This window comes from Halomonas sp. 7T (assembly GCF_025643255.1).
GTDB lineage: Bacteria > Pseudomonadota > Gammaproteobacteria > Pseudomonadales > Halomonadaceae > Vreelandella.
In genome coordinates, this window is sequence record NZ_CP087112.1 from 1123441 (window position 1) to 1146290 (window position 22850).

Here is a 22850-nt window from a genome sequence, read left to right on the forward strand (position 1 = left end):
GGCTCCTTTAAAACACCGACTCAAACGGACCCATCTCGATCTGTACAGACTTGGTCTGAGTGTAGTGATTTAGCGTTTCAACACCGTTTTCACGGCCAATCCCCGACTCTTTGTAGCCGCCTACCGGCATTTCAGAAGGCGACTCGCCCCAGGTGTTGACCCAGCAGATTCCCGCTTCCAGCTGGTGAATCACGCGGTGAGCGCGGTTCAGGCTCTCACTGAAGACGCCGGCAGCCAAGCCGTACTTGGTGTCGTTGGCGCGGCGGATCACTTCGTCTTCGTCATCAAACGTAAGTACGGACATCACCGGGCCAAAGATCTCTTCTTTGACGACGCGCATCTCATCGGTGCAGTCGGTGAAGATGGTGGGGGCTGCCCAAGCGCCTTTCGCCCATTCACCGCTGTTCCACGCTTCGCCACCGGCCAGTACCCGTGCGCCTTGCTCTTTGCCGAGCGCGATGTAAGAGAGCACTTTTTCCTGGTGTTCAAAACTCACTAACGGCCCGAAGTTGATGCTGGGGTCCATCGGGTCGCCCGCTTTGATGCGCGCAACGCGCTCAGCCAGCTTGGCTTCAAATGCCTCTTTGACACTGCGCTCAACAAACACGCGGGTGCCGTTAGTGCAGATTTGGCCGCTGGAGTAGAAGTTGGCCATCATGGCGGCATCGGCCGCGCGGTCGAGATCGGCATCCGCAAACACGATCATCGGAGACTTGCCGCCTAGCTCCATGGTGACGTCTTTCAACGTGGAGCCACCGGCCGCTGCCATGACTTTCTTCCCAGTGCCTACTTCGCCGGTAAACGAGACTTTGGCAATGCCTGCGTGCTCGGTCAGCATGGCGCCTACTTGGCCATCCCCCTGTACCACGTTAAAAACGCCGTTGGGTAGGCCTGCTTCGGTGAAAATCTCGGCAAGTTTGATCGCCGTCAGCGGGGTGACTTCGCTGGGCTTGAACACAATGGCGTTACCCGCTGCCAGCGCCGGGGCGGCTTTCCAGCAGGCAATTTGAATCGGGTAGTTCCACGCGCCAATCGCGCCAATCACGCCCAGCGGCTCACGGCGAGTGTAGACGAACGAGCTATCGCGCAAAGGAATCTGGCTACCCTCAATGGCGGGTGCAAGACCTGCGTAGTATTCCAGCGCATCGGCGCCGGTGACGATATCGACGCTGGCGGTTTCGCTAATCGGCTTACCGGTATTGCGCGTTTCCAGTTCGGCAAGTTCATCGTTGCGCTCACGCAACAGCGCCACGGCACGCAGCAGAATGCGCGAACGCTCCATGCCGGTCATTGCGGCCCACTCACGCTGGCCACGTTGGGCGGCTTCAACGGCGCTGTCGACATCGGCTTGGCTTGCCTGGCCAATGGTGGCCAGTAGGCTGCCATCATACGGGTTGGTAACGGTAAATGTTTCGCCGGAGGTGGCATCAACCGGGCGACCATCGATGAAGAGGGGCTGTACGTCTTGAGCGGCCATGCTGATCTCCTTAATAAAGTTCGGCAGTGGATGCATCTTCGAGGCATCCGTAATGGGTCAGTAGCTGGTCGAGATAGGTGTGCGCAAGGTGTCGTGCTTCTTCGGCATCCAACCCTTCTGGCGTCAACGCACCGCGTAGCCAGAGGCCATCGATCATCGCGGCTAACCCGCGAGCAGCGTTGCGGGCGTCGCGCCGGGTCATGACTTTGCGGAACTGGTAACAGAGGTTGGCGTAGAGGCGGCGGTCATTCACGTACTGTAAACGTTGGAGCACGGGCTTATGCATACTGCTCGCCCAAAAGGCGAGCCAGGTTTTAGCGGCGGGTCCAGTGACCTGGGTGCGGTCGAAGTTACCCTCGATGATGGCGCCAATGTGGGCGCGAGGGGAATCATCTTCCAACGCATGACGACGAGCTGCGACAGCATCGCTGAGATCCGTCAAAATTTGCCGCATGGTGGCTTCGAGCAAACCATCCTTGCCGCCAAAGTAATGGCTAATAATACCCGCAGAGACTCCTGCGTGACGGGCGATACGCATCACCGTTGCCTCTGCAAGGCCAACCTCATCAATGGCCGCCATTGTGGCCTTAATTAACTGCTGGCGGCGTATTGGTTCCATTCCCACCTTAGGCACAGCTATCTCCTAATGACGTTGAATGCCGATTGCCCCTGAACCTTGAAAAGCAGGGGTAGGCATGGTTACCTAGTTATGATGACATTTTTTTATTGAACGTTCAATCAATAAAAATGGATGCTGCTCAGTTGCTGGGTTTAAAAGCTAATTGACTGAAGCAAAAACCTTTAATGTGCGTATTCGAAACAGTTCGATGACCAACGAGAAAGGGGATTGATAATGACAAAACCACACTACTCACGAGGACTTGCCGCCCTTCTAATCGCCGCCGGGTTGCCAGCAGTGGCTTCTGCAAACGAGTGCAGCAGCGTTCGCTTTGCAGAAGTGGGTTGGACAGACATAACCGCGACCACCGCGATGGCTAGTGAAGTGTTAGAAGCGTTGGGATACGAGCCACGCGTGGATACGGTGTCGGTACCGATTGCCTATGCAGGCATGCGTAATAATGATTTTGACGTCTTCCTCGGTAACTGGATGCCCTCAATGGCCTCCATTAGCGATCCGTATATTGAAAGCGGAGAAGTGGAGCGCTTAGTAGCAAACCTTGAAGGGGCTAAATACACGCTGGCGGTGCCCCAGTATGTGTATGATGCCGGCGTTACCTCAGTAAACGATTTAGCCGAACACGCCGAGCAGTTCGAGCAGCGTATTCATGGCATTGAGGCGGGTAACGACGGTAACGAACTCATCGAGCAAATGATCGATGATGATGCTTACGGATTGGGGGATTGGCAGGTAGTCGATTCCAGCGAGGCGGGTATGCTTGCCGAGCTTCGCGCACGGGTGCCTAATGAAAAGTGGATGGTGTTCTTGGGCTGGGAGCCGCACCCTATGAACACTAATTTCGATATGGCCTACCTGTCGGATGCAGACGACTATTTTGGTCCGAACCTAGGTGGTGCAACGGTGTATACCAATACCCGCGCAGGATTTGTCGAGTCTTGTCCCAACGTGGGCGAACTGCTGAACAACATGACGTTCACGCTGGAGATGGAAAACCAACTGATGAGCGCCATCATGGATGAGGGGATAGATCCGCGTGAAGCAGCGCGAACATATCTCAACGAAAATCCAGAGGTGCTAGCGGTGTGGCTAGAGGGCGTCACGACCCGTGACGGCGGCGAAGCACTACCTGCGGTGCAGGCCGCGCTGTAAGCCCGTATGCTAAACGCCAATAAAAGGCAGGCCGTTTTGGCTTGCCTTTTGGCACTGATATAGGCATAATCTGCACCCGCTGATGTCGGAAAGGCTACGTAGCTCAGCTGGTTAGAGCACATCACTCATAATGATGGGGTCCCCTGTTCAAATCAGGGCGTAGCCACCGATCAGCGCAAGTATGCCACATTAAGGCATGCACTATGGTGGCCCCTTAGGTCCTCCCGCAACGCTAAACTGCGAACCCCGCCAGGCCCGGAAGGGAGCAACGGTAGTGGTGGCTGCGTGTGCCGGGATGTGGCTTTTGGGGCCGCCTCCATTTTTTCTATACCCCCGCGTAAATTGCCTCATGAACTGGCTAACCCGTAGCGACAGTGCATGACGCTGGCTCTTCCCTCCGTAAATCGCTGTTTTCTCTTTTGCCCGTTTTTTACCCCACTTCTGACACCTTACTCCTACCCTCACTAGTGCTTCTGTATTTCCTATATGCTGCCGCCATGCGGCGTAATCATCGCCGTGGTAGTGTGATGAGCGTGCTTGGTTACCAAATTATTTTTACTTCATAAGTTATTAACTTACTTATACTATTTATTAAGTTTATAAGACTTATTAATTGCGTCTAAAGGGTGAGACTCCATACCGTATGGGCCGATTTTTAATATCAATAGCTTGCTTTGGACTCAAGCTTTTATTATTAAATAAAATTCTGAAGACCGTTGTGAAACTTATTTTTTGAACGTAATTTTGAATGTTAGCAGTTATGATCCTTGGGGCGGAGAAAGTTAAAAAAGCATGGATAGCCTATAAAGTGACGAGATTTGCCATCTAATCTTTTTGAATCACTCCGATCCCTGTAGCAGTTACAAGGCAAACAAGATATGCAGGCGATAGCACTTACTACATTACCGCTGCTAGTGCCTCTGGGATATTGGTTGGCTCTGGTGATCTCCATTGTATGGGGATTCCTTGTGTGGAATAAGCAACGAAAGCCAGGCTCCATTAATATCAAGCATTTTATCGAACGTGGCGATGGCCTTTTGCTGGGCTTGTTAGTCGGAGTTGGTGTCGTAGAAGTCGTCGTCGGCCTATGGCATGACAGCCTAAGACAAGCGTTGCCCTTGGCCGGTACTGCTTGGCTTGCGGCATTGGCTTTGTTTGCGGTGCGTGCTGTTACGCCAAAGCCACAGACGTGGTGGATTGGTTTAGCATTGTGTGGCCTCGGCGCAGGGAGCTGGGCTGCGTGGCAAAAACTGGGGATAGGCTTGACCCGAGCGACAGGGCATCCGCCAATGCACTCTATTTTTTTCGGTAATTTTGCGTTGTTATGCGGCCTGCTTTGTTTGGCGGGACTTGGGTGTGCCAGGCAACAGCACGCATCACGTTTTTATTGGATGATACTGTTACTAGGTGGCGCCGTGGGAGGTGTACTGGCGTCGATATTTTCAGGTACACGAGGTGGCTGGTTGGTCGTGCCGCTGGTGCTTGGCATATTTTACGTCGGGTATACGCACCGCTGGCGAGCGAGGTGGCGCTGGTTAGGAATGTGCTCTGTTTTTGCCTTGATATTAGTGGTGTATGCCATCCCGCAAAGCGGTGTGGCAAAACGTATGGATAAAGCAATGAATGAGGTGCACCGCTACATTGAGGGCGTTGGAGTTGGTTCCGTGGGGGCGCGCCTGGAAATGTATCGTGGTGCGCTGTGGTTGATCCGTGAGCAACCCGTAATGGGTTATGGGCATCAAGGCTATGAACCTGCTATGCAAACATTAAAAACAAAGGGCGTATTGCGTCCGGAGCTTGGCAACTACTGGCATGCACATAATGACCTTTTAGACGCTTGGGTTCGGCGAGGTGCGCTGGGATTTCTGATGGTGTTAGGGCTTTATCTTGTCCCTTTATGGCGCTTTCTCCCCGGTCTGCGCAGCGAAAACGCTAACGAAAGGTCTTTTGCCATGGCGGGCGTTTTACTGGTAATAAGTTTTATAAGCTTTGGTTTGAGTTACTCTTTTTTTGCATATCCGGCAGGCGTGGCTGTATATGCCAGCTGGTTGGTGTTTCTCTGGGTTCAGGTGCCGGCAGCGTGTCATCAGGATACATCACCGTGTATAGCTTAGTTAAAACGCTGACGGCGATAGTGTTGATGCCTGTCCCCTTATTGGGAATTACCTTTGGCGTTGGCCTATTACTCCGTCGATGGAGCCGTTACCGTTTAGGCGATAACCTGATGGTAGCGGCAATGGCTTTACTGCTACTAATGGCATGGGCACCGGTCGCTGACGCTCTCCTAAAGCCATTAGAGTCGAAATATGCGGCACTAATAGAATGGCCGGAAAATCAACAGATACACGCCGTGGTTGTGTTAGGTGGCGGCTGGCAGCCAGAGCAGCCGTGGTCGATCACCGGGCGTCTTAGCGACAGTTCGGTATCTCGTTTGATGGAAGGATTAAGGTTATGGAATCAGCGCCCAGATTTGCCGTTATTCGTTTCAGGAGGCGGATCGGACCCTGAGATGACCATGGCCCATGGCTATGCCGAAGCCGCTGAGTCATTGGGCGTTCCCGCAGAGCAGATCATAAAACTGGTCTCTCCTAGCGATACTGCACAAGAAGCAAGCGAAGTAGAGGCGATACTTGGTGAAGGTGCCCATGTGTTACTGGTGACATCAGCATCGCACATGCCGCGTGCCATGCAGCATTTCGAATTGGTGGGCTTAAAGCCAGTGGCGGCGCCTACGCACTATCTAGTAAAACAAATGAAGGGGTTTGCTTATTGGGTGCCTTCTGCTCGTGAACTGCGTAAAACGGAGCGAGCGATTTATGAAGCGTTTGGGCTTCTAGCGATTCGTTGGGAACATTAAGTATGAAATTAAGGTACCTTTTTTCACTTGCTAAGGAATCATTCAACCATGTTCGAACGAATTCTAGTGGTTTGCACCGGGAATATTTGCCGCAGTCCTGTTGCCGAGGCCTTTCTGAGGCAGCAGCTACCCAAGTGCCAGCTCAGCTCAGCAGGTCTGGGTGCTTTAGTGGGTGAGCCCGTCTCATCGCTAGCGCGGCAACTGGCTGAAGCGGATGGCCTGGATGTTACACATCACCAAGCACGGCAACTTTCAGCAATGATGATTCAAAAAGCTGATCTTATTCTGGTGATGACCGAAGGCCAGCGTCGCGCTGTGGGAAAGCAAGCGCCACAGGCGCTGGGTAAAACGCTGCTGCTTGGCCGCTGGCTAGATGGTGGGAAAGGGTGTGATATACCCGATCCTTATAGAAAGACGAAGGAGGTGTTTGAACATGTTCATACACTGCTTCGGGACGCGTCTCACTTATGGGCTGAAAAGCTCTAGGTTTATGTCAAAACTAACGTTACTGTCCATTCGGCGTTGAACATTCTATTGCGCGCCAGCCTAAGTAAAATGCCCCCTCATTGTGTGCTACAGGCTTGAGTACAAGGCAATTGCTGCTCATTGAATTGCTGTCTTTTAAGCGTTTAATCCATGAATTTAATGCTTGGAACGTTTCCTTAGGCATTGGCTACTGATTTATACGCTACTCCGGCTAATTGCATTGCTTCCCCGCTTAACTCCCGCCGTTTTGCCATTCCCTTTGTTTATTCACTCTCTGAAATTTCTCCTTTATTAACAAGGCGAATAAGTGCACCGCTGTTAGATGAATTTTTTTCGTGCCTTTCTGTAACGTTTTTTTACGACCGTAAATTGGATGAATTTGATTAGCTTTTAGGTTTGAAAGTATTAACAAGCAATAACAGTAGTTGTTACTTTCTTATGTGATTTAATTATTTGATTTTATTTGAAAATAACGCCTAGCGCGTGATTGAAAATAGATCAGTTTTCTAAAAGTAGGGTGGCTGACTTTTAACGCTTTTATTCGTACTGGGCGGTCCGGGAAAGCACTAAAAATCTCACCCTGGCATGACGATGTAAATAGAAGTAATTTTTTTGTATTTTTATGTAACCTTATTATTGTTTATCGAATCAGCAAGGGGTCATACGGCGCGGCACTGATTCGTAGTTTGACGACAGTTTTCATAAGGCTCTGGGAAATGCCCTTATCAAAATCCCTGGGCGGTAGCGTGGTAAGACGAAAAGCAAAGGGAGTATATAATGAATAAATTCAATACTATAACAGAGCCTGAGTCTAGCCAGCACACTGGGCGTGTGGTTCGCTATCTGATGCTAGTCGTGCTTCTAGGTGTCCTCAGCGGATGTGCCATGGCGCCTGGTGGCCATATAGACAAGAATAATCTTGATCAGTCGCTGGATGGGCGTGTGAACGTACAGCCCATTACGCCTGACTTGGTGAATGCGATGGTCGAAATGGAGGCGCCCACCCGAGCAACGCCTCTAACACTAGACCAAGAAGTTCAAGGCTATGAATACCGCGTAGGCCCCGGCGATATCCTGAGCGTGATTGTCTACGATCATCCTGAATTGACGATTCCTGCGGGTACCGAACGTTCCGCCGCAGAAACCGGTAACCGTATTCGTCCTAACGGCACCATGTTTTACCCCTACGTTGGGCGCGTTAAGGTCGACGGTATGACGCTTGACCAAGTGCGGGACTTGATAGCACGGCGGCTTTCCAGCGTGATTACCGACCCCCAGGTGGAAGTAGGCATTGCGGCGTTTCATTCACAAAAGGTGTACATCAGTGGTGCGGTAGAGAATCCAGGTACGCTGCCATTAACCATTGTGCCTATGACTGTCTTGGACGCCATCAGTGAAGTGGGCGGGGCGCGTGATAACGCCGATTGGCACAACGTCACGCTTAGCCGTAATGGCAGAGAAGACAGAATCTCGCTATACGCCATGATGCGTCAAGGCGACATGACTCAGAATCGCCTGTTACGCAATGGCGACCTGCTTCACGTGCCCACCATGGAAAATCAGAACGTGATCGTAATGGGTCAGGTAATACGCCCTGGCGCAATTGCCTTGGGGAATGAGCGCATTACCCTGACCGACGCCCTTGGAAGGGCGGGGGGTGTCAATGAAAGTCGAGCCGAGCCTTCAGGCATCTTCGTTGTGCGTGGGAACCCGCCAGGCAGTGAGAAAATCGCCACGATTTACCAGCTAGATATTCGAGATGCCACGCGCTTGTTACTAGGAACACGTTTTCCTCTAGAGCCGCAGGATGTGGTGTATGTCACTTCCGCGCCGCTGGCCCGTTGGAACAATGTGATCTCGTTACTACTGCCTTCCGTCAGTTTGCCGGGTGACGTTGCGACTGTTGCAACGGATGTCGGTGAGCTTTAAGCACCGCACAAACTATTATTCTACGAGTAATGAGGCATGGCTATGACTCACTTTCCCCCGGCACCCTCGTCGTTGCCTGGCCCCCAGGAGGGCGACGATCTCAATCTACGTAAGCTGGTTGATACGCTCTACGACCACCGCTGGCTTATCATTTCGTTAACAGGCATTTTTCTTCTGGGAGGCTATTTTTACGCCAGTTCACAGCCTCGTATCTATCAAGCGGATGCGTTAGTTCAAATTGAGGCGAGAGGCTCGAACTTAGCGTTTATGGACTCATTAGGTGAAAGTCAGCCTGATAACCCCACTGCCGCTGAGCTTGAAATCCTGCAGTCGCGTATGGTGCTGGGCGAAACGGCTGAACGGCAAGATCTAGCTATTCAGGTCGAACCGCGCCGACTGCCGGTGGTGGGTCGCTTCCTTGTGAGTCATGGGGTTGATCAAGCCTCGATTGAAAGCATTACGCCTGCATTTATACGTGAGTGGCTAGGCAACGGTGCGAATAGTGAATGGCAAAGCCCTTATGTGTGGGCGGATGAGTCGCTACGCGTCGCACGTTTTGAAGTGCCCGATGACCGTATCGGCCAGGGTCATATTCTTCGTATCAAAGAAAACAACAGTTTCGACTTGCTACTGGAAGAGACTGTCCTGCTGACGGGTAACATTGGTGAAACCGTTCAAGACGATACGCTGGGCTATCGCTTGTTTATTAGTCAGGCAGTAGCGCAGCCGGGATCTGAATTTATTTTGAAGCGAATCTCGTCGCTGGATGCAATAAAGAGCTTGAAGAGCCGTTTCGAAATTTTACCGCGAGGCATGGATTCCGGTGTCTATGAGCTTAAGTTAAGTGGGGCAGATCGCAGAGAAATTCAGCCCACACTAGACACGTTAACGGGCGTTTTTCTTACCCAAAACGTACAGCGTCATTCCGAAGAGGCAGAGAAACAGATCGCTTTTCTTAACGAGCAAATTCCTCAAGTGAGTGATCAGTTATCCAATGCAGAGGGAATGCTCAATGATTATCGGGCGCAGCGCGACTCCGTAGACTTAACATTTGAGACCCAAAACCTTCTTACTCGCGTCGTGGAAGTAGAAAACCAGCTTAGTGAACTTGCCATGAGAGAGGCGGACTTAGCTGAGCGGTACCGTCCTTCCCACCCTAACTACCAGACACTGTTAAGGCAGCGCTCCCAGCTGACCGCAGAGCGTGACCGCTTGAATGCTGAGGTTAATGAGCTACCCGAAACACAACAGGAAGTGCTTCGCCTGACGCGAGATAGCCAGGTCAATCAGCAGGTGTACGTCCAATTACTTAATCAGCTTCAAGAGATGCGCCTAGTGAAGGCAGGCACCGTAGGTAACGTACGTATTCTGGATGCCGCTATGCTGAGTCCCGGCACGATTGCTCCGCGTATTTCTCTCATTACGGCCGTTAGTGGCCTGCTCGGGGCGTTGCTGGCGACGATGTTAGTGGTGGTGCGTTTACTACTTAGCCGAGCGATCAAGACACCGGAACAGCTTGAAGAGTTAGGTCTGCCCGTTTACGCAACGTTGCCGGACTCTGGAGAGCAGGCAGGGCTTACTGAACGAATTCGCCCGCGCCGTTCGAAAAAGGCTCAGGAAGTGTTTAGAGGCTTGCTGGCTGTTAAAAAACCTGCCGAAATTGCCGTGGAAGCCTTGCGTGGCCTGCGTACCAGTCTCTATTTCGCGATGCTTGAATCCGACAATAACCGCCTGATGATCACCGGTGCAAGCCCTGGAGTCGGTAAGAGTTTTGTGGCGGCTAACTTGGCAGCGGTATGTGCTCAAGCGGGTCAAAGAGTCCTGTTGATCGATGCGGATATGCGCCGCGGTCACCTGCATCATGCGTTTAACGATAAAGGCGTAAAGGGCCTATCGGAGTTGCTGGCACGGCGTATTGATATAGATGAAGCCGTTCGCCATAGCGATTTGGAAGGGCTGGATTATGTGGCGCGCGGCAGTGTGCCGCCAAATCCATCAGAGCTTTTGATGCAGCAAAGCTTCCACGATTTTCTTGAAGCAATGAGTCAAAACTACGATTTAGTCATCGTGGATACGCCGCCCATCCTCGCAGTCACGGATGCCTCGGTAGTCGGCAAAATGGCCGGCACTAGCCTGATGGTGGTGCGTTTTGATGCCAATGCTCCCGGCGAAATCAAAGCCGCTAAGCGCCGCCTGGAGAGTGCGGGTGTGAAACTCAAAGGTGGAATCCTAAATGGCGTGAAGAAATCCACCAATAGCCGGCATGGATATTACGGCAGCTACCTCTATGCTTACCGGTGATCCAATATGCTAAAGCAATTGCGTGAATTCTATTCTTTATTGACCCAGCAACAACGTCGGCAATTGTTGAGGCTCCAAGTGTTAATTATTGGCATGGCGCTGGCTCAGATAGTGAGTGTCATTGCCATTGGGCCCTTCATGGCGGTAGTGGGTGATATGAGCAAGCTCCAGGGAGATGGTTGGCTTGCGTGGGCATACGATTTCAGCGGTATGCAAAGCCCTAAGGCGTTCTTGAGCTTACTGGGTGGCATGGTGCTTGGCGTACTGTTATTAGCGGCGCTGGTATCTATTTATACGACGTGGCGGCTTGCGCTCTACAGTGCTCAGGTGGGGGCGGAACTCTCAAGCCGTCTCTACCGCTATTACTTGCACCAGCCGTGGCTGTTTCACTCCGGCCAGAACACGAGCGGCTTAACCACTAAAGTCTCTGCTGAAGTCCAACGAGTGACCATCAAGATTATTAATCCTGCCATGGAGCTCAACGCTAAGTTGATCATGGTGTCTTTGATGACGCTGGCAATCTTTCTCTACAACCCGGTGGTGGCAATATCCGGCATGTTGATTTTTATAGGCTCCTATTTTCTTTTATATCAGACGGTTAGGCGTTATCTGGTGATTAACGGAAAGCGGGTGTCTGAATCGCAAGCCAAGCGTTTTAAGCTGATGAGTGAGGGGTTCGGGGGCATTAAAGACCTACTGTTACTGCATCGGCAGGCGGGGTTCACCTCTCGTTTTGAAAAAGCGAGCAATCGTATTGCGCGAGGGGAGGGAGTGACACAAGGACTTAGTGAAGCTCCGCGTTTCGCCATTGAGCTAGTGGCCTTCGGTTCGGTCATTGTACTGGTGATTTATCTGCTGAACCTCTACGAGGGAAACCTGGGCGCTATTTTGCCAGCCCTTTCCATCTATGCGTTGGCAGGCTTCAAAATGCTGCCCGGCTTCCAAAAAATTTATACCTCAATTACAAAAATACGCGGCAACTTGGCCGCCTATGACGCTATTCGTGACGATTTGATGGCAAGTCGTGATGAAGTGAAAAACGCTGATACAGAGAGCAAAGCACACACGGATTCACCGATAATTCCTTGGGTGCCACAGCAAGAAATTAAACTGCAGGATGTGGTGTTTGACTACCCAGGGTCACGGGCATTGGCACTCGATGGACTAACGCTGACGATACCCGTGAATAAGATGGTGGGTTTAGTAGGCTCTTCCGGCAGTGGCAAGAGCACGGCTATCGATTTATTGCTGGGCCTGATTGAGCCTCAAAAAGGGCGTGTGCTGATTGATGGTGTTCCGCTCACACCGGAAAACATGCGCTATTGGCAGGCGGGCGTTGGTTTCGTCCCCCAGCAAATATTTCTGTCCGATGCCAGCATCCTTGAAAACGTCGCATTTGCTATCGAGCGCGATGATATTGATGTTGATAGGGTGAAGGAAGCGCTGCGCATGGCGCAACTTGATGACCTGATTGAAAGATTTCCTGAAGGGCTGGAAACACGCATTGGGGAGCGAGGCGTTCAGATATCAGGTGGGCAACGCCAGCGCTTGGGCATCGCTCGCGCCCTGTATCAGCAAGCCCGCGTATTGGTGTTCGACGAGGCGACTAGCGCCCTGGATGGGATAACCGAACGTCGCGTCATGGAAGATATCCAGCGGTTTTCTGGCCAGATGACCGTGATTATGATTGCCCATCGCTTAGCGACCGTTAAAGGGTGCGACATCATCTATATGCTTGAAGACGGGCAGGTGAGTGATGCGGGTACCTACGATGATCTAGCCGGCCGCAACCATACCTTCCAGATGATGGCCAACCTCTAGCCACTGAGAATAAAAGGATATCGTCATGAATCTGATTGGTGCGCTACTGCTATTTCTGGGTCTTTCACTCAGCAGTCTTTATCTGTTCCCCAGCGGTGCGCCACAGCTAACCGATTTTGTATTGGTAGGCTTCGCTGGCGTAATGCTGGTGATGTCATTGGGTGACAAACAGCTAAAAGTTTCTCCCTTCGCAATATGCTGGGGAATGATGGTGCTCTGGGTGTTGTTAGTGTGCCTTACCTGGACACTGATCATGCAAACCACCACCTTCTTTAGGCCTGCTCAGTTTTTCCTATTTAACTTCTTGATTGGAATGTCGTTATTGCGCTTTCTCACTGTTTACGGCGATCGTGCGTTAGGCATTATCCGCAATGGCGTATCCATTGCTTTAATAATCGCGGGTAGCCATGTGGTGACGCAGTTAGCTTTGGGCGTTAACCGCACGACTGGAAGTTTCAATAACCCCAATCAGCTCGCCTATTTTTCGCTATGCGGCTTAGTGTTGCTATTAATGCTCGATGATTTTCATCTTCGGATGAGGCCCTTAGTGTTGGCTGGTGTCGCGTCTGGGGTGCTGGGCATTCTAGCGGCTTCATCGCTAGCGGCCATGGGCGGTGGGGTCATGGTGTTAGCTGGCTGGGCAGTCGCAAATGCCAAGCAAGTCAAACACTTTGCACGTTTAATACTGCTACTTCCCCTGCTATTGCTGGGTGTGCTGGTGGCCAATATCAGTTCAGATGGACAAGTGCTACGGAACCTAGAAGCACGTATGGACAGGGCGCCTAGCAAAGTAGATAGCGTTTATGAAGAGCGCAAGTTTGACCGGCTGATGAATTTCCCGGAATACGCGATTCTTGGGGCGGGAGAAGCCGAGCGCGAGCGGTTTGCGCCCTACGACGGACAAGAAATTCATTCATCCTTTGTCAATATGTTATTCGCTTATGGCTTACCCGGGTTAGGGCTGTTCCTTTTGACCATTGCGACGGTATTACGTCGAGCACCGCTCTTCGTTTGGGCAGCGGTCGCCGGGCCATTGATTTATTCCACCACCCATAATGGCCTGCGTTCAACACTCTTCTGGATTGTACTGGTAGTCGGTTGGCATCTTTACCGGGAGGGCTCTCTGGCCATAACTCGCCGACGTTTAGTTGCTGAACTTTCCTAACGCTGCTTCTCCAAGAATGTCTCGCCGTATAGCGCGTCCGTCATGCCGGCAAGGAATTATAAAGGTGAAAGTATGGCCAATGTGATGAAGTCGTTATTGATGAAGCCACGCTGGATAAAGCGCAGGGTGCTTGTAGGGCTGGATGGAGTGATTGTGGCGTGTAGTTTACAGCTGGCCGCTATGATCCATCTGGAAAGCCCACAGCCGCTAAAAGACGGTTCTCTTTGGATGACTATCGGCCTATTGGTGCCCATGAGCCTCTTACTTTTCCATTGGCTTGGGCTATATCGCCTGGTCATTCGCTACATGAGTCATGTCACTGTTCCGACCGTCGTCATGGTAGTGCTGTCATCAGCTTTGCTCGTGATACCCGCCAGTTACGCTGTGGAACACGCCATTGGCCCCTCTATCGTTGTGACTTACGCACTTCTCTTACTGTTAGGTATCGGTAGCTTACGTTTTGTACTACGTGAGCTATATCGCCGTAGCCAGCGCCGCCAGCGCAAACCCGTCGTCATCTATGGGGCAGGTGCCGCAGGATGTGAACTGGTCGCAGCACTTCGCCATGGCGGTGAGTATGAGCCAGTTGCCTTTGTTGATGACTGGCGCGGCCTTGAGGGGGCGATGGTAGAAGGCTTGCGGGTCCACCAACCGGTCGCGTTGGCTGCGTTAGTGCAGGAGTATCGCGCCGCGATGGTATTGCTGGCGATCCCGAGTGCGCCCAGGTGCCGCCGTCGCGAAATACTGCATTGGCTATCAGGACTCTCTGTTCCGCTTAAAACGATTCCTGGCAGTGCCGATGTGATCGCCGGTCGGGCGAAAATCAGCGAGCTTCATGATGTGGCGCTTGAGGATTTATTGGGAAGAGAGGCGGTGCCAGCTTTCCCTGAGTTGATGCAGTCCAATATTCACGATAAGTCAGTGATGGTGACCGGGGCGGGTGGCTCGATTGGCAGTGAGCTATGCCGTCAGATACTTGCTCAGAATCCCGTGCGGTTATTGTTGGTCGACAACTGTGAATTTGCGCTGTACGCCATCGAGCAGGAGTTGAAGCAGCATATTGAAACGACCCATTCACGCTGTGAATTAAAACCATTGCTTGTCTCGGTTCAGCACGCGGGCAGCCTGAAAGCGGTGTTCGACAGCTTCGAAGTACATACCGTCTACCACGCTGCTGCTTACAAACACGTACCAATGGTGGAGTTTAATCTTATACAAGGAGTAAGCAATAACGTACTGGGCACCCTGCACCTTGCAAAGGCGGCCATGGCGGCGGGGGTACAAACCTTTGTGGTGATCTCTACCGATAAAGCAGTGCGTCCCACCAATGCGATGGGGGCTTCTAAACGATTGACAGAGCTCATTTGCCAAGCATTTGCTGATGTACAAACTAGTACACGTTTCTGCATGGTGCGTTTTGGTAATGTGTTGGGTTCAAGTGGCTCTGTCGTTCCAGTGTTTCGTAAGCAGATTGAGCAGGGTGGCCCTATTAAGGTGACACATCCGGATATCACCCGCTATTTCATGACCATTCCGGAAGCCGCGCAGTTAGTTATCCAGGCAGGCGCCATGGGAAAGGGGGGAGAGGTATTTGTGCTCGATATGGGTGAGCCGGTACGTATCTATGATTTGGCGATCAACATGGTTCGGCTCTCAGGGCTTGAAGTCAAAGATGCCCAGCACCCTGAAGGCGATATTGAAATTACCTACTCCGGTCTACGGCCTGGTGAGAAGCTTTATGAAGAGTTACTGATTGGTGAGGACGTCCGTAGGACGCGTCACGATCGCATCATGACCTCAAAAGAGCGTTTCTGGGAATGGCCAAGGCTTGAAGCCTTTTTAAAAGAATTGGAGCAGGCGTTTACTGAGACGGATCATTTGCGTATTCGACAACTTTTGCAGATGGCTCCTTTGGATTACCACCCCTTAGACGAAATCGCGGATTTGGTATGGGAGGCTCGTCAAACGATGCTCCCGAGCACTCACCATCAGCAACTCGACACGCCTTATTTTCTACGTGCCATTAACCGCACTGAACCCGCATTGAGCCCCGTTTCTAAAGAAAGCTGATACGCCTGCCAGACAAGCATTGCATTTAGTAAGCACCACTTTTCCAACGTTAAGTGATGAATTAGTCATTGCTAAGCACGTCATTGCTTCCTGTTTTTAAACATAAGCCCTCTCTTTAGCTTAAGGAGCAAAAACTATGGCCGATAAAAACCATGATATAGAGCAACAGGAGTGGCTTTCAGGGGTTGCCGTCTTATTGATTAAAGAGCAAGGGTTGGAATACCTCGACGTTCTGCGTGGCTTACTGGATCGCTACGGTTTTAATGTTTTGTGTGATGTGTCTCTCGAAAAAGACCAGCAGCATGCGCTTTACCAAGGCATAGACAACTCCCCTCAGCCGTCAATAAATAATCGAGAAGACATCAGCGGTTTACCGGTTCACTTTTTAGTGGTGCACGATGTTTACCCCGTACGCCAGGAAGCATCTTCGCCAGATAGTCCTGAGCGAATTGATAATCTTCGGTTGCTGACGGTTAAGAAAAAAATAACCTATAAGGCTAACCATGAATACAGTAAGCAAGAACAATACGACCCAGTGGATTTAACCTGTAATGCAACGCAGGTGTTTAAATACCTTAGTCACATAGTGCCCCAACAAATTGATGAAATACGACAAACAGCCCTACGTTATAACGCGGCGTTTCGCACACCTTACCCGGTTCTTGCTGACTTAAGTAAACAAGTGTGTCGAGCCAAAGTTGAGCTAGTCGATTTCCACGGCACGGAAGCCATTTGTAAAACTTTTCGACCCGGGCGCGAGCGCTATCTAGAGCGTGAGGTAAGAGCTCGGGAGCTAGGTGCATCACTGCCTGAAGTATCGCGATTACTTGAGGTAGGCCCTCATTACTTAGTGTTTGAGCGCTATGCCAATCGTATGGAGCGTATTCTCTCACCCCGCGCGCCTTTTTCACCTCATGGGTTGCTACCTATCTGGACGATTGAGCGCGTAAGAGTGGTTATCCTGCACTACCGTCGTCTTGGCTACGAATGTATCGACCTCAATCCAGAAGATCTTATTTATGACCCTTGCCAGGGGCTTAAAATCATTGATTTTGAATTTCTACAGCCTGGTCCTGACGAGATAGAAACGTTGAAAGGCAATTATGCCTGGTATGCCGTGCCTTCTCGATTCACCGGCGATTTGCCGCTTTCAGCCCCGCAGAGTTCCTACGGTGAGCGGTGGTTTCCATATACTGGCCTACCTCGATCCCTATGTTTAAAAGAGCTACCGAGACCCGTGCTGGCGATGGTGCGTTCAGTGGCACTGGTGCCCTTAGCGTTGGGCGGTTTAAAGCGGGTGAGTTGGCAACATATTCAGCGTTTTGTTCGTCATTGAACCTCCTCCTTTCCCATGTCCCCGACTGTGTCAGCATGGAGTCACTGTATGAAGATTTTAGTTACCGGCCATGCCGGTTTTATCGGCTTTCACACGGCTAAGCGACTGTTAGAGCGCGGAGATAGTGTTGTCGGTATTGATAACGTCAATGATTACTACGACCCCACTATTAAAGAATCGCGTCTTGCGTTACTGGATCAGACAGCTGCTCAGGCAAGCGGTCGTTACATTTCTATTCGCGCCAATTTGGCTAACCAAAAAGCGGTCGCACAATGCTTCGACGAGCATCGTTTTGACCGGGTTATACACTTAGCTGCTCAAGCAGGTGTTCGCTATTCACTAGAAAACCCGCTCAGCTATGTAGAAAGCAACCTAATTGGGTTTACCAATATATTGGAGGCGTGCCGCTACGCTTCGATTGCACACCTAACGTATGCCAGTACGAGCAGTGTTTATGGCGCTAACACACGAATGCCATTCTCTGAACATCAGGGTGCTAATCATCCGTTGCAATTTTATGCGGCTACCAAGAAAGCTAACGAGATGATGGCTCACAGTTACAGCCACTTGTTTGGGCTACCCACCACCGGCCTGCGCTTTTTTACCGTCTATGGTCCCTGGGGCCGCCCAGATATGGCGCTGTTTAAGTTTGCTAAGAAAATTTTGGCCGATGAGCCCATTCAGATTTTCAATTATGGTCGGCACACACGCGACTTTACGTATGTAGACGACATTGTTGAAGGGGTCATCCGAGCGAGTGATGACATCGCGACCTCCACACAGGAGTGGAATAGCGACTGTCCAGACCCCGCTAATAGTAGTGCACCGTTTCGTCTCTTTAATATTGGTAACAACAACCCAGTGACAATTGGCGCCTATATCGAAGCGATTGAAAAAGCCTTGGGCAAAAAAGCGATAAAAGAACTACTGCCCCTACAGCCAGGTGATGTGCTTGATACTTATGCGGACTCAAGCGAGCTTGAAGCAAAGGTGGGCTATAAGCCCTCCATGCCGGTTTCGCAGGGCGTTGAGAATTTTATTAGTTGGTATCGGGACTACTACTCATTAAATAAAACCGCAGCGGAAAACGCTGAAAAAATCATAAATAAAGCATCTATTTCACTTAAGTGAAGTGCATTTTTCTCTTTTATTAACACACTGACTGAGCAGGAAACCCTATGAACGTTACAGTTTTCGGAACGGGTTATGTTGGCCTAGTTCAAGGTGCTATTTTGGCTGAAGTTGGCCATCACGTGATCTGCGTTGATGTAGATGCTAATAAAGTTGAAAAGCTTAAATTGGGCATCATACCCATTTTCGAGCCGGGATTAGAGGCTTTAGTAAAAGAGAACCACGCTGCCGGTAGGCTAGAGTTTACCACCGATGCGGTGGCTGCAATCAAACATGGCCAGGTGCAATTTATCGCCGTAGGGACACCGCCGGATGAGGACGGGAGCGCTGATCTTAAGTACGTGCTTACTGTGGCGGCTACCATCGGTGAACATACGGAACGTAACCAGATCATCATCAATAAATCTACCGTGCCGGTGGGCAGTGCCGACAAAGTACGTGCCGAGGTGGAAAAAGTATTAAAAAAACGTGGCCGTGACGATATTAACTTTGATGTTGTTTCAAACCCTGAGTTTCTCAAGGAAGGTAGCGCAGTCTCAGATTGCCAGAAACCAGATCGAATTATCATTGGCACTGATAGTGATACTACCGTAGAGGTGATGCGCGAGCTTTATGCCCCCTTCAATCGAAATCGCGACAAAATCATAGTAATGGATGTGAAAAGCGCCGAACTGACTAAATATGCCGCTAATTGCATGCTAGCTACTAAAATTAGTTTTATGAATGAGATGGCTAACTTAGCGGAGCGTCTGGGTGCTGACATTGAGGCTGTGCGACAAGGAATTGGCTCAGATCCCCGCATTGGCTATCACTTTATTTATCCTGGAGTAGGTTATGGCGGCTCGTGCTTTCCGAAAGATCTACAGGCGCTGATCCGTGCTTCAGATGCTATAAATTTCGATGCCAAGGTGCTTAAAGCAGTTGAGTTGCGCAACAAGGAGCAGAAAGCAACGTTGTTTGAAAAAGTAAATGAGCATTTCAATGGACACTTGCAAGGTAAAGTATTCGCCATCTGGGGGCTTTCGTTTAAACCTAATACTGATGATATGCGTGATGCGCCGAGTCGTGTGCTGATGGAGGCACTTTGGGAAGCAGGCGCGAATGTTCAAGCCTATGATCCAGAAGCCATGGAGGAGGCACAGCGAATTTACGGTACACATGAGCAATTAATCCTTTGTGGAACTAAAGAAGCAGCACTTAAAAATACACATGCACTAATTATTGTTACGGAGTGGCAGAATTTTCGAGCACCTGATTTTGAACTCATAAAAAGTCAGCTTTACGAACCAACGATCTTTGATGGTCGCAATCTTTATGATCCTCAAAGAATGTTGTCAAAAGGCTTTACCTACTACTCAGTAGGAAGAGCAAAACCGCTATTGTTGTCCAATACTTCAGTGGCGGTACACTCCGAGTTAATGCATAGCTAGATTAAGCATCATAGGTACCTAGGAATGGCTTGCTAATAATAAAGTGATCTATTGTTGGTTAGTCAATTGGAATATCAGCATTTAATGGAGTGCTCTATGTTTAAACGACAAGTTGACATAGCCGTATCGATGCTCGGGTTGATACTGCTTTCACCTATCATGATTATCATAGCACTCATGATTCGCTATAAGTTAGGATCTCCTGTGCTGTTTCGACAATACCGTCCTGGATTAAATGGTCAACCGTTCGAGATTATTAAGTTCCGATCTATGCGGGATGTCTATGATGAGCAAGGTCGAAAGATATCCGAAAAAGAGCGTCTGACGCCATTTGGCCGACGCCTACGGGCGACTAGTCTTGATGAATTACCCGAATTATGGAATGTATTAAAAGGGGATATGAGCTTGGTAGGGCCAAGACCTTTACTAATGGAATACTTGCCCCACTATAGCGCTTACGAAGCACGACGACATGAGGTGCGCCCAGGAGTAACAGGTTGGGCACAAGTTAATGGACGTAACGCAATCTCTTGGGAAAAAAAATTCGATTACGATATTTGGTACGTGGATAATAAAACGTTTTTATTGGATGTTAAAATACTTTTTTTAACGATTAAGAAAGTGCTAGTGGGAGAGGGTGTTAGCTATTCAAGTGAAGTGGCTATGCCTAATTTTAAAGCATCAAAACTGCATAAAGAGAAAGGTGGTAAAAATGGCTAATAAAATCAATATCCTGGTTACCGGGGTGGGTGGCCCAACACCTCGCAGTTTTGTTAGATCAGTGATTGACTCTGGAAATAATGATTATAATTTTATTGGTGTAGATGCCAATCCATTGGCAATTGGTCTTTATGATAATGCTTCTTACAGCAAAACCTATCTAGTACCTAGGGCAAATGATGATCATTATTGGGCAGAAATATCTAAAATAATTGACCATCACCATATTGAATTTGCTGTTGTATTACCTGAAGTTGAGGTCATTGCTTGGGCGAAGCGTAAAGAACAAGAAGGGTTGCCCTGCAAGGCTTTTATTTCATCTATGCGCCCGACTGAGGCATTAGTCGATAAGAAACAGCTTCATCACCTTTTGAGAAATAAGCACTATATACCTAATTATTGTACTTTTAAAAATGGCGAAGGAAGTAACAATTTTCCATTAGATTACCCTTTTTGGGTGCGTGGTACCGTTGGATCAAGCGGCCTTGGTTCCTTAAAAATTAATAGTGAAAAAGAGTTAGAAGAGTGGATGCGTATTAACCCACTCATCGAAGAGTTTATTGCTTCAGAGTTTCTTCCCGGTAGAAACCTGGCTTGCAAAGTACTGTATATGGATGGCGAGATTTTACGCTCTGCGTGCGCTGAGAGAGTGACATACATTATGTCAAAGGTAGCGCCTTCTGGGATAACGGGTAATACCGCCTTTGGCAGAATGATTAATGATAAAGGGTTGGTGAGGACTGCTGATGAAGCTATCCGTTCGGTTTTTAGTCAATATCAATGCAAACCTAACGGGATTTTTACGGTTGATTTCAAAGAAAATGCAGATGGTCAGCCAATAATAACTGAAATAAACGTCAGGTTTGTCGCTTTTATTTCGTCGTTGGCCCAGGCAGGCGCAAACTTGCCGTTAGACTACCTTGACGCAAATCTTAAATCTAAAAGCTTCTCCTTTGCTTACCAGCATTATGAGTTTGCCCAAGGCACAATATTCCTCAGAGATGTAGATGAGAGGCCCATTGTCATGAACGAAAAAGACTTATTGAGTATGAGGCCTTAATATGCTCAACGGACCGTTTTCTCCATGGCCTTCTTTTACCCAGGAAGAAGCTCAAGCGGTGCAGGATGTACTGCTTTCCAATAAAGTGAATTATTGGACAGGTAAAGAATGTGTTGAATTTGAAAAAGAATTTGCCCAGTTTGCTGAGACTGAGCATGCTATTGCCTTGGCGAACGGAACCAACGCACTGGACTTAGCGTTAAAGGGCTTGGGCATTGGTGAAAAAGATAATGAAGAGGTGATTGTTACCTCTCGAACCTTTGTCGCTTCAGCGTCTTGTATTGCAAATGCCGGTGCTATAGCCGTTTTCGCTGACGTTGATCGCGATTCTCAAAACATCACTGCCTCCACGGTAGCTGAAAAGATTACGCCGCGTACTCGCGCCATCATTGCGGTGCATTTAGCAGGCTGGCCCTGTGAAATGGATGGGCTAATGGCATTAGCAGAGCAGCACGGGCTTTATGTGATTGAAGATTGTGCTCAAGCCCACGGAGCCCGTTATCGGGGCAGGAGCGTGGGGGGGATTGGTCACGTGGGGTGTTGGTCGTTTTGTCAGGATAAAATTATGACGACCGGTGGCGAAGGGGGCATGGTTACCACGAACGACTCCGCACTTTGGAAAAAAATGTGGGCCTATAAGGACCATGGTAAAAGCTGGGATGCTGTTTATGTGCATGAGCACCCGCCTGGTTTTCGCTGGTTACACGACACCTTTGGCACCAACTGGCGTATGACCGAAATGCAGGCCGTTATTGGTCGTATACAGCTTAAACGTATGCCCGAATGGAGTGTTATTCGGCAAACGTATGCTCAACGTATTTGGCAAGCCGCGGCTGACTGCCCAGGATTGCGGGTACCATCTTTAACTTCAGAAACAGCATCCAGTAGCGTAAGCAAAAATTCTCAACATGGTGCTTATAAATGCTACGTGTTTATTGAGCCTCATCAGCTTGCAGCAGGCTGGGATCGAGACCGAATTCTAAAAGAGATTAATCAGCGCGGGGTACCCTGCTTTTCAGGTAGTTGTTCTGAGGTATATCGTGAAAAAGCGTTTGTAAGAGCCGGCTGGCAGCCGCAAGGCAGCCTGCCAGTGGCTCAGGAGCTTGGTCAAACGAGTCTCATGTTTTTATGCCACCCGACGCTTACCCAGCAAGAAATTGATAAGACTTGCCAAGTACTACAAGAAATTATGAAGAAATGTACTAATACTGCTTTCTAACACATCGGCTACTGAAAGCTACCCCTTCCCATTACAACTATTTTAATAGTAAACACCAA

General features: G+C 49.8%; 17 protein-coding genes, 1 tRNA gene and 1 other RNA gene. 17 read left to right on the top strand and 2 right to left on the bottom strand.

Translation table 11 applies throughout. The annotated features are described in order from the left end of the window. Positions 1–7 precede the first annotated feature (7 nt). On the bottom strand, positions 8–1477 hold the full coding sequence (betB, locus tag LOS15_RS05120) for a betaine-aldehyde dehydrogenase (RefSeq protein WP_263068567.1): 1470 nt from the start codon (positions 1475–1477) through the stop codon (positions 8–10). Positions 1478–1487: 10 nt separating this feature from the next. Further along, positions 1488–2096 (bottom strand): transcriptional regulator BetI, encoded by a 609-nt coding sequence (gene betI / locus LOS15_RS05125; protein ID WP_411537531.1) that lies wholly within the window; start codon positions 2094–2096, stop codon positions 1488–1490. 234 nt (positions 2097–2330) lie between these two features. Between betI and LOS15_RS05130 the strand changes: the two genes are divergently transcribed. The 17 genes from LOS15_RS05130 (at position 2331) to LOS15_RS05210 (ending at position 22791) form a co-directional block, all read left to right on the top strand. Beyond that, the gene (locus LOS15_RS05130; RefSeq protein WP_263068569.1) at positions 2331–3266 is read left to right on the top strand and encodes a choline ABC transporter substrate-binding protein; all 936 of its coding nucleotides are present in this window, start codon (positions 2331–2333) and stop codon (positions 3264–3266) included. 92 nt (positions 3267–3358) lie between these two features. After that, positions 3359–3432, top strand: a tRNA-Met gene (locus tag LOS15_RS05135). A 47-nt stretch (positions 3433–3479) separates the two neighbouring features. Next, positions 3480–3576: signal recognition particle sRNA small type (ffs, locus tag LOS15_RS05140), an RNA gene on the top strand. Between the two features lie 631 nt (positions 3577–4207). Further along, the gene (locus LOS15_RS05145; RefSeq protein WP_263069635.1) at positions 4208–5380 is read left to right on the top strand and encodes an O-antigen ligase family protein; all 1173 of its coding nucleotides are present in this window, start codon (positions 4208–4210) and stop codon (positions 5378–5380) included. Next, a complete protein-coding gene (locus LOS15_RS05150) occupies positions 5368–6123 on the top strand; it encodes an ElyC/SanA/YdcF family protein (protein ID WP_263068571.1) in 756 nt (251 codons plus the stop codon). Before LOS15_RS05145 ends, LOS15_RS05150 begins: the two co-directional genes overlap by 13 nt. Positions 6124–6171: 48 nt before the next feature. Further along, positions 6172–6609 (top strand): low molecular weight protein-tyrosine-phosphatase, encoded by a 438-nt coding sequence (locus tag LOS15_RS05155; RefSeq protein WP_263068573.1) that lies wholly within the window; start codon positions 6172–6174, stop codon positions 6607–6609. A gap of 777 nt (positions 6610–7386) precedes the next feature. Further along, entirely contained in the window at positions 7387–8538 is a 1152-nt protein-coding gene (locus tag LOS15_RS05160; protein WP_263068574.1) for a polysaccharide export protein, read from the top strand. Positions 8539–8580: 42 nt separating this feature from the next. Further along, positions 8581–10839, top strand: a complete 2259-nt coding sequence (locus LOS15_RS05165; protein ID WP_263068576.1) for a polysaccharide biosynthesis tyrosine autokinase — start codon at positions 8581–8583, stop codon at positions 10837–10839. A 6-nt stretch (positions 10840–10845) separates the two neighbouring features. Further along, on the top strand, positions 10846–12660 hold the full coding sequence (locus LOS15_RS05170; protein ID WP_263068578.1) for an ABC transporter ATP-binding protein: 1815 nt from the start codon (positions 10846–10848) through the stop codon (positions 12658–12660). A gap of 25 nt (positions 12661–12685) precedes the next feature. Next, complete coding sequence (locus LOS15_RS05175) at positions 12686–13825, top strand: hypothetical protein (RefSeq protein ID WP_263068580.1); 1140 nt, start codon at positions 12686–12688, stop codon at positions 13823–13825. Between the two features lie 72 nt (positions 13826–13897). Further along, positions 13898–15895, top strand: coding sequence for a polysaccharide biosynthesis protein (locus LOS15_RS05180; RefSeq protein WP_263068582.1), 1998 nt, complete (start codon positions 13898–13900; stop codon positions 15893–15895). A gap of 136 nt (positions 15896–16031) precedes the next feature. Then, entirely contained in the window at positions 16032–17231 is a 1200-nt protein-coding gene (locus LOS15_RS05185; RefSeq protein WP_263068584.1) for a hypothetical protein, read from the top strand. Between the two features lie 48 nt (positions 17232–17279). Next, a complete protein-coding gene (locus LOS15_RS05190; protein ID WP_263068586.1) occupies positions 17280–18362 on the top strand; it encodes an NAD-dependent epimerase in 1083 nt (360 codons plus the stop codon). 47 nt (positions 18363–18409) lie between these two features. After that, the gene (locus LOS15_RS05195; RefSeq protein ID WP_263068587.1) at positions 18410–19792 is read left to right on the top strand and encodes a UDP-glucose dehydrogenase family protein; all 1383 of its coding nucleotides are present in this window, start codon (positions 18410–18412) and stop codon (positions 19790–19792) included. A gap of 96 nt (positions 19793–19888) precedes the next feature. After that, on the top strand, positions 19889–20512 hold the full coding sequence (locus LOS15_RS05200) for a sugar transferase (protein ID WP_317629632.1): 624 nt from the start codon (positions 19889–19891) through the stop codon (positions 20510–20512). After that, complete coding sequence (locus LOS15_RS05205; protein WP_263068588.1) at positions 20505–21572, top strand: hypothetical protein; 1068 nt, start codon at positions 20505–20507, stop codon at positions 21570–21572. The genes LOS15_RS05200 and LOS15_RS05205 overlap by 8 nt, the downstream gene beginning before the upstream one ends. A 1-nt stretch (position 21573) precedes the next feature. Further along, on the top strand, positions 21574–22791 hold the full coding sequence (locus LOS15_RS05210; RefSeq protein ID WP_263068589.1) for a DegT/DnrJ/EryC1/StrS family aminotransferase: 1218 nt from the start codon (positions 21574–21576) through the stop codon (positions 22789–22791). The last annotated feature ends 59 nt before the right edge of the window (positions 22792–22850 follow it).

Coding starts and splice junctions, on each gene's coding strand:
- betB (WP_263068567.1), bottom strand. CDS start 1,477: ATGGCCGCTCAAGACGTACAGCCCCTCTTCATCGATGGTCGCCCGGTT.
- betI (WP_411537531.1), bottom strand. CDS start 2,096: ATGGAACCAATACGCCGCCAGCAGTTAATTAAGGCCACAATGGCGGCC.
- LOS15_RS05130 (WP_263068569.1), top strand. CDS start 2,331: ATGACAAAACCACACTACTCACGAGGACTTGCCGCCCTTCTAATCGCC.
- LOS15_RS05155 (WP_263068573.1), top strand. CDS start 6,172: ATGTTCGAACGAATTCTAGTGGTTTGCACCGGGAATATTTGCCGCAGT.
- LOS15_RS05160 (WP_263068574.1), top strand. CDS start 7,387: ATGAATAAATTCAATACTATAACAGAGCCTGAGTCTAGCCAGCACACT.
- LOS15_RS05165 (WP_263068576.1), top strand. CDS start 8,581: ATGACTCACTTTCCCCCGGCACCCTCGTCGTTGCCTGGCCCCCAGGAG.
- LOS15_RS05170 (WP_263068578.1), top strand. CDS start 10,846: ATGCTAAAGCAATTGCGTGAATTCTATTCTTTATTGACCCAGCAACAA.
- LOS15_RS05175 (WP_263068580.1), top strand. CDS start 12,686: ATGAATCTGATTGGTGCGCTACTGCTATTTCTGGGTCTTTCACTCAGC.
- LOS15_RS05180 (WP_263068582.1), top strand. CDS start 13,898: ATGGCCAATGTGATGAAGTCGTTATTGATGAAGCCACGCTGGATAAAG.
- LOS15_RS05185 (WP_263068584.1), top strand. CDS start 16,032: ATGGCCGATAAAAACCATGATATAGAGCAACAGGAGTGGCTTTCAGGG.
- LOS15_RS05190 (WP_263068586.1), top strand. CDS start 17,280: ATGAAGATTTTAGTTACCGGCCATGCCGGTTTTATCGGCTTTCACACG.
- LOS15_RS05195 (WP_263068587.1), top strand. CDS start 18,410: ATGAACGTTACAGTTTTCGGAACGGGTTATGTTGGCCTAGTTCAAGGT.
- LOS15_RS05200 (WP_317629632.1), top strand. CDS start 19,889: ATGTTTAAACGACAAGTTGACATAGCCGTATCGATGCTCGGGTTGATA.
- LOS15_RS05205 (WP_263068588.1), top strand. CDS start 20,505: ATGGCTAATAAAATCAATATCCTGGTTACCGGGGTGGGTGGCCCAACA.
- LOS15_RS05210 (WP_263068589.1), top strand. CDS start 21,574: ATGCTCAACGGACCGTTTTCTCCATGGCCTTCTTTTACCCAGGAAGAA.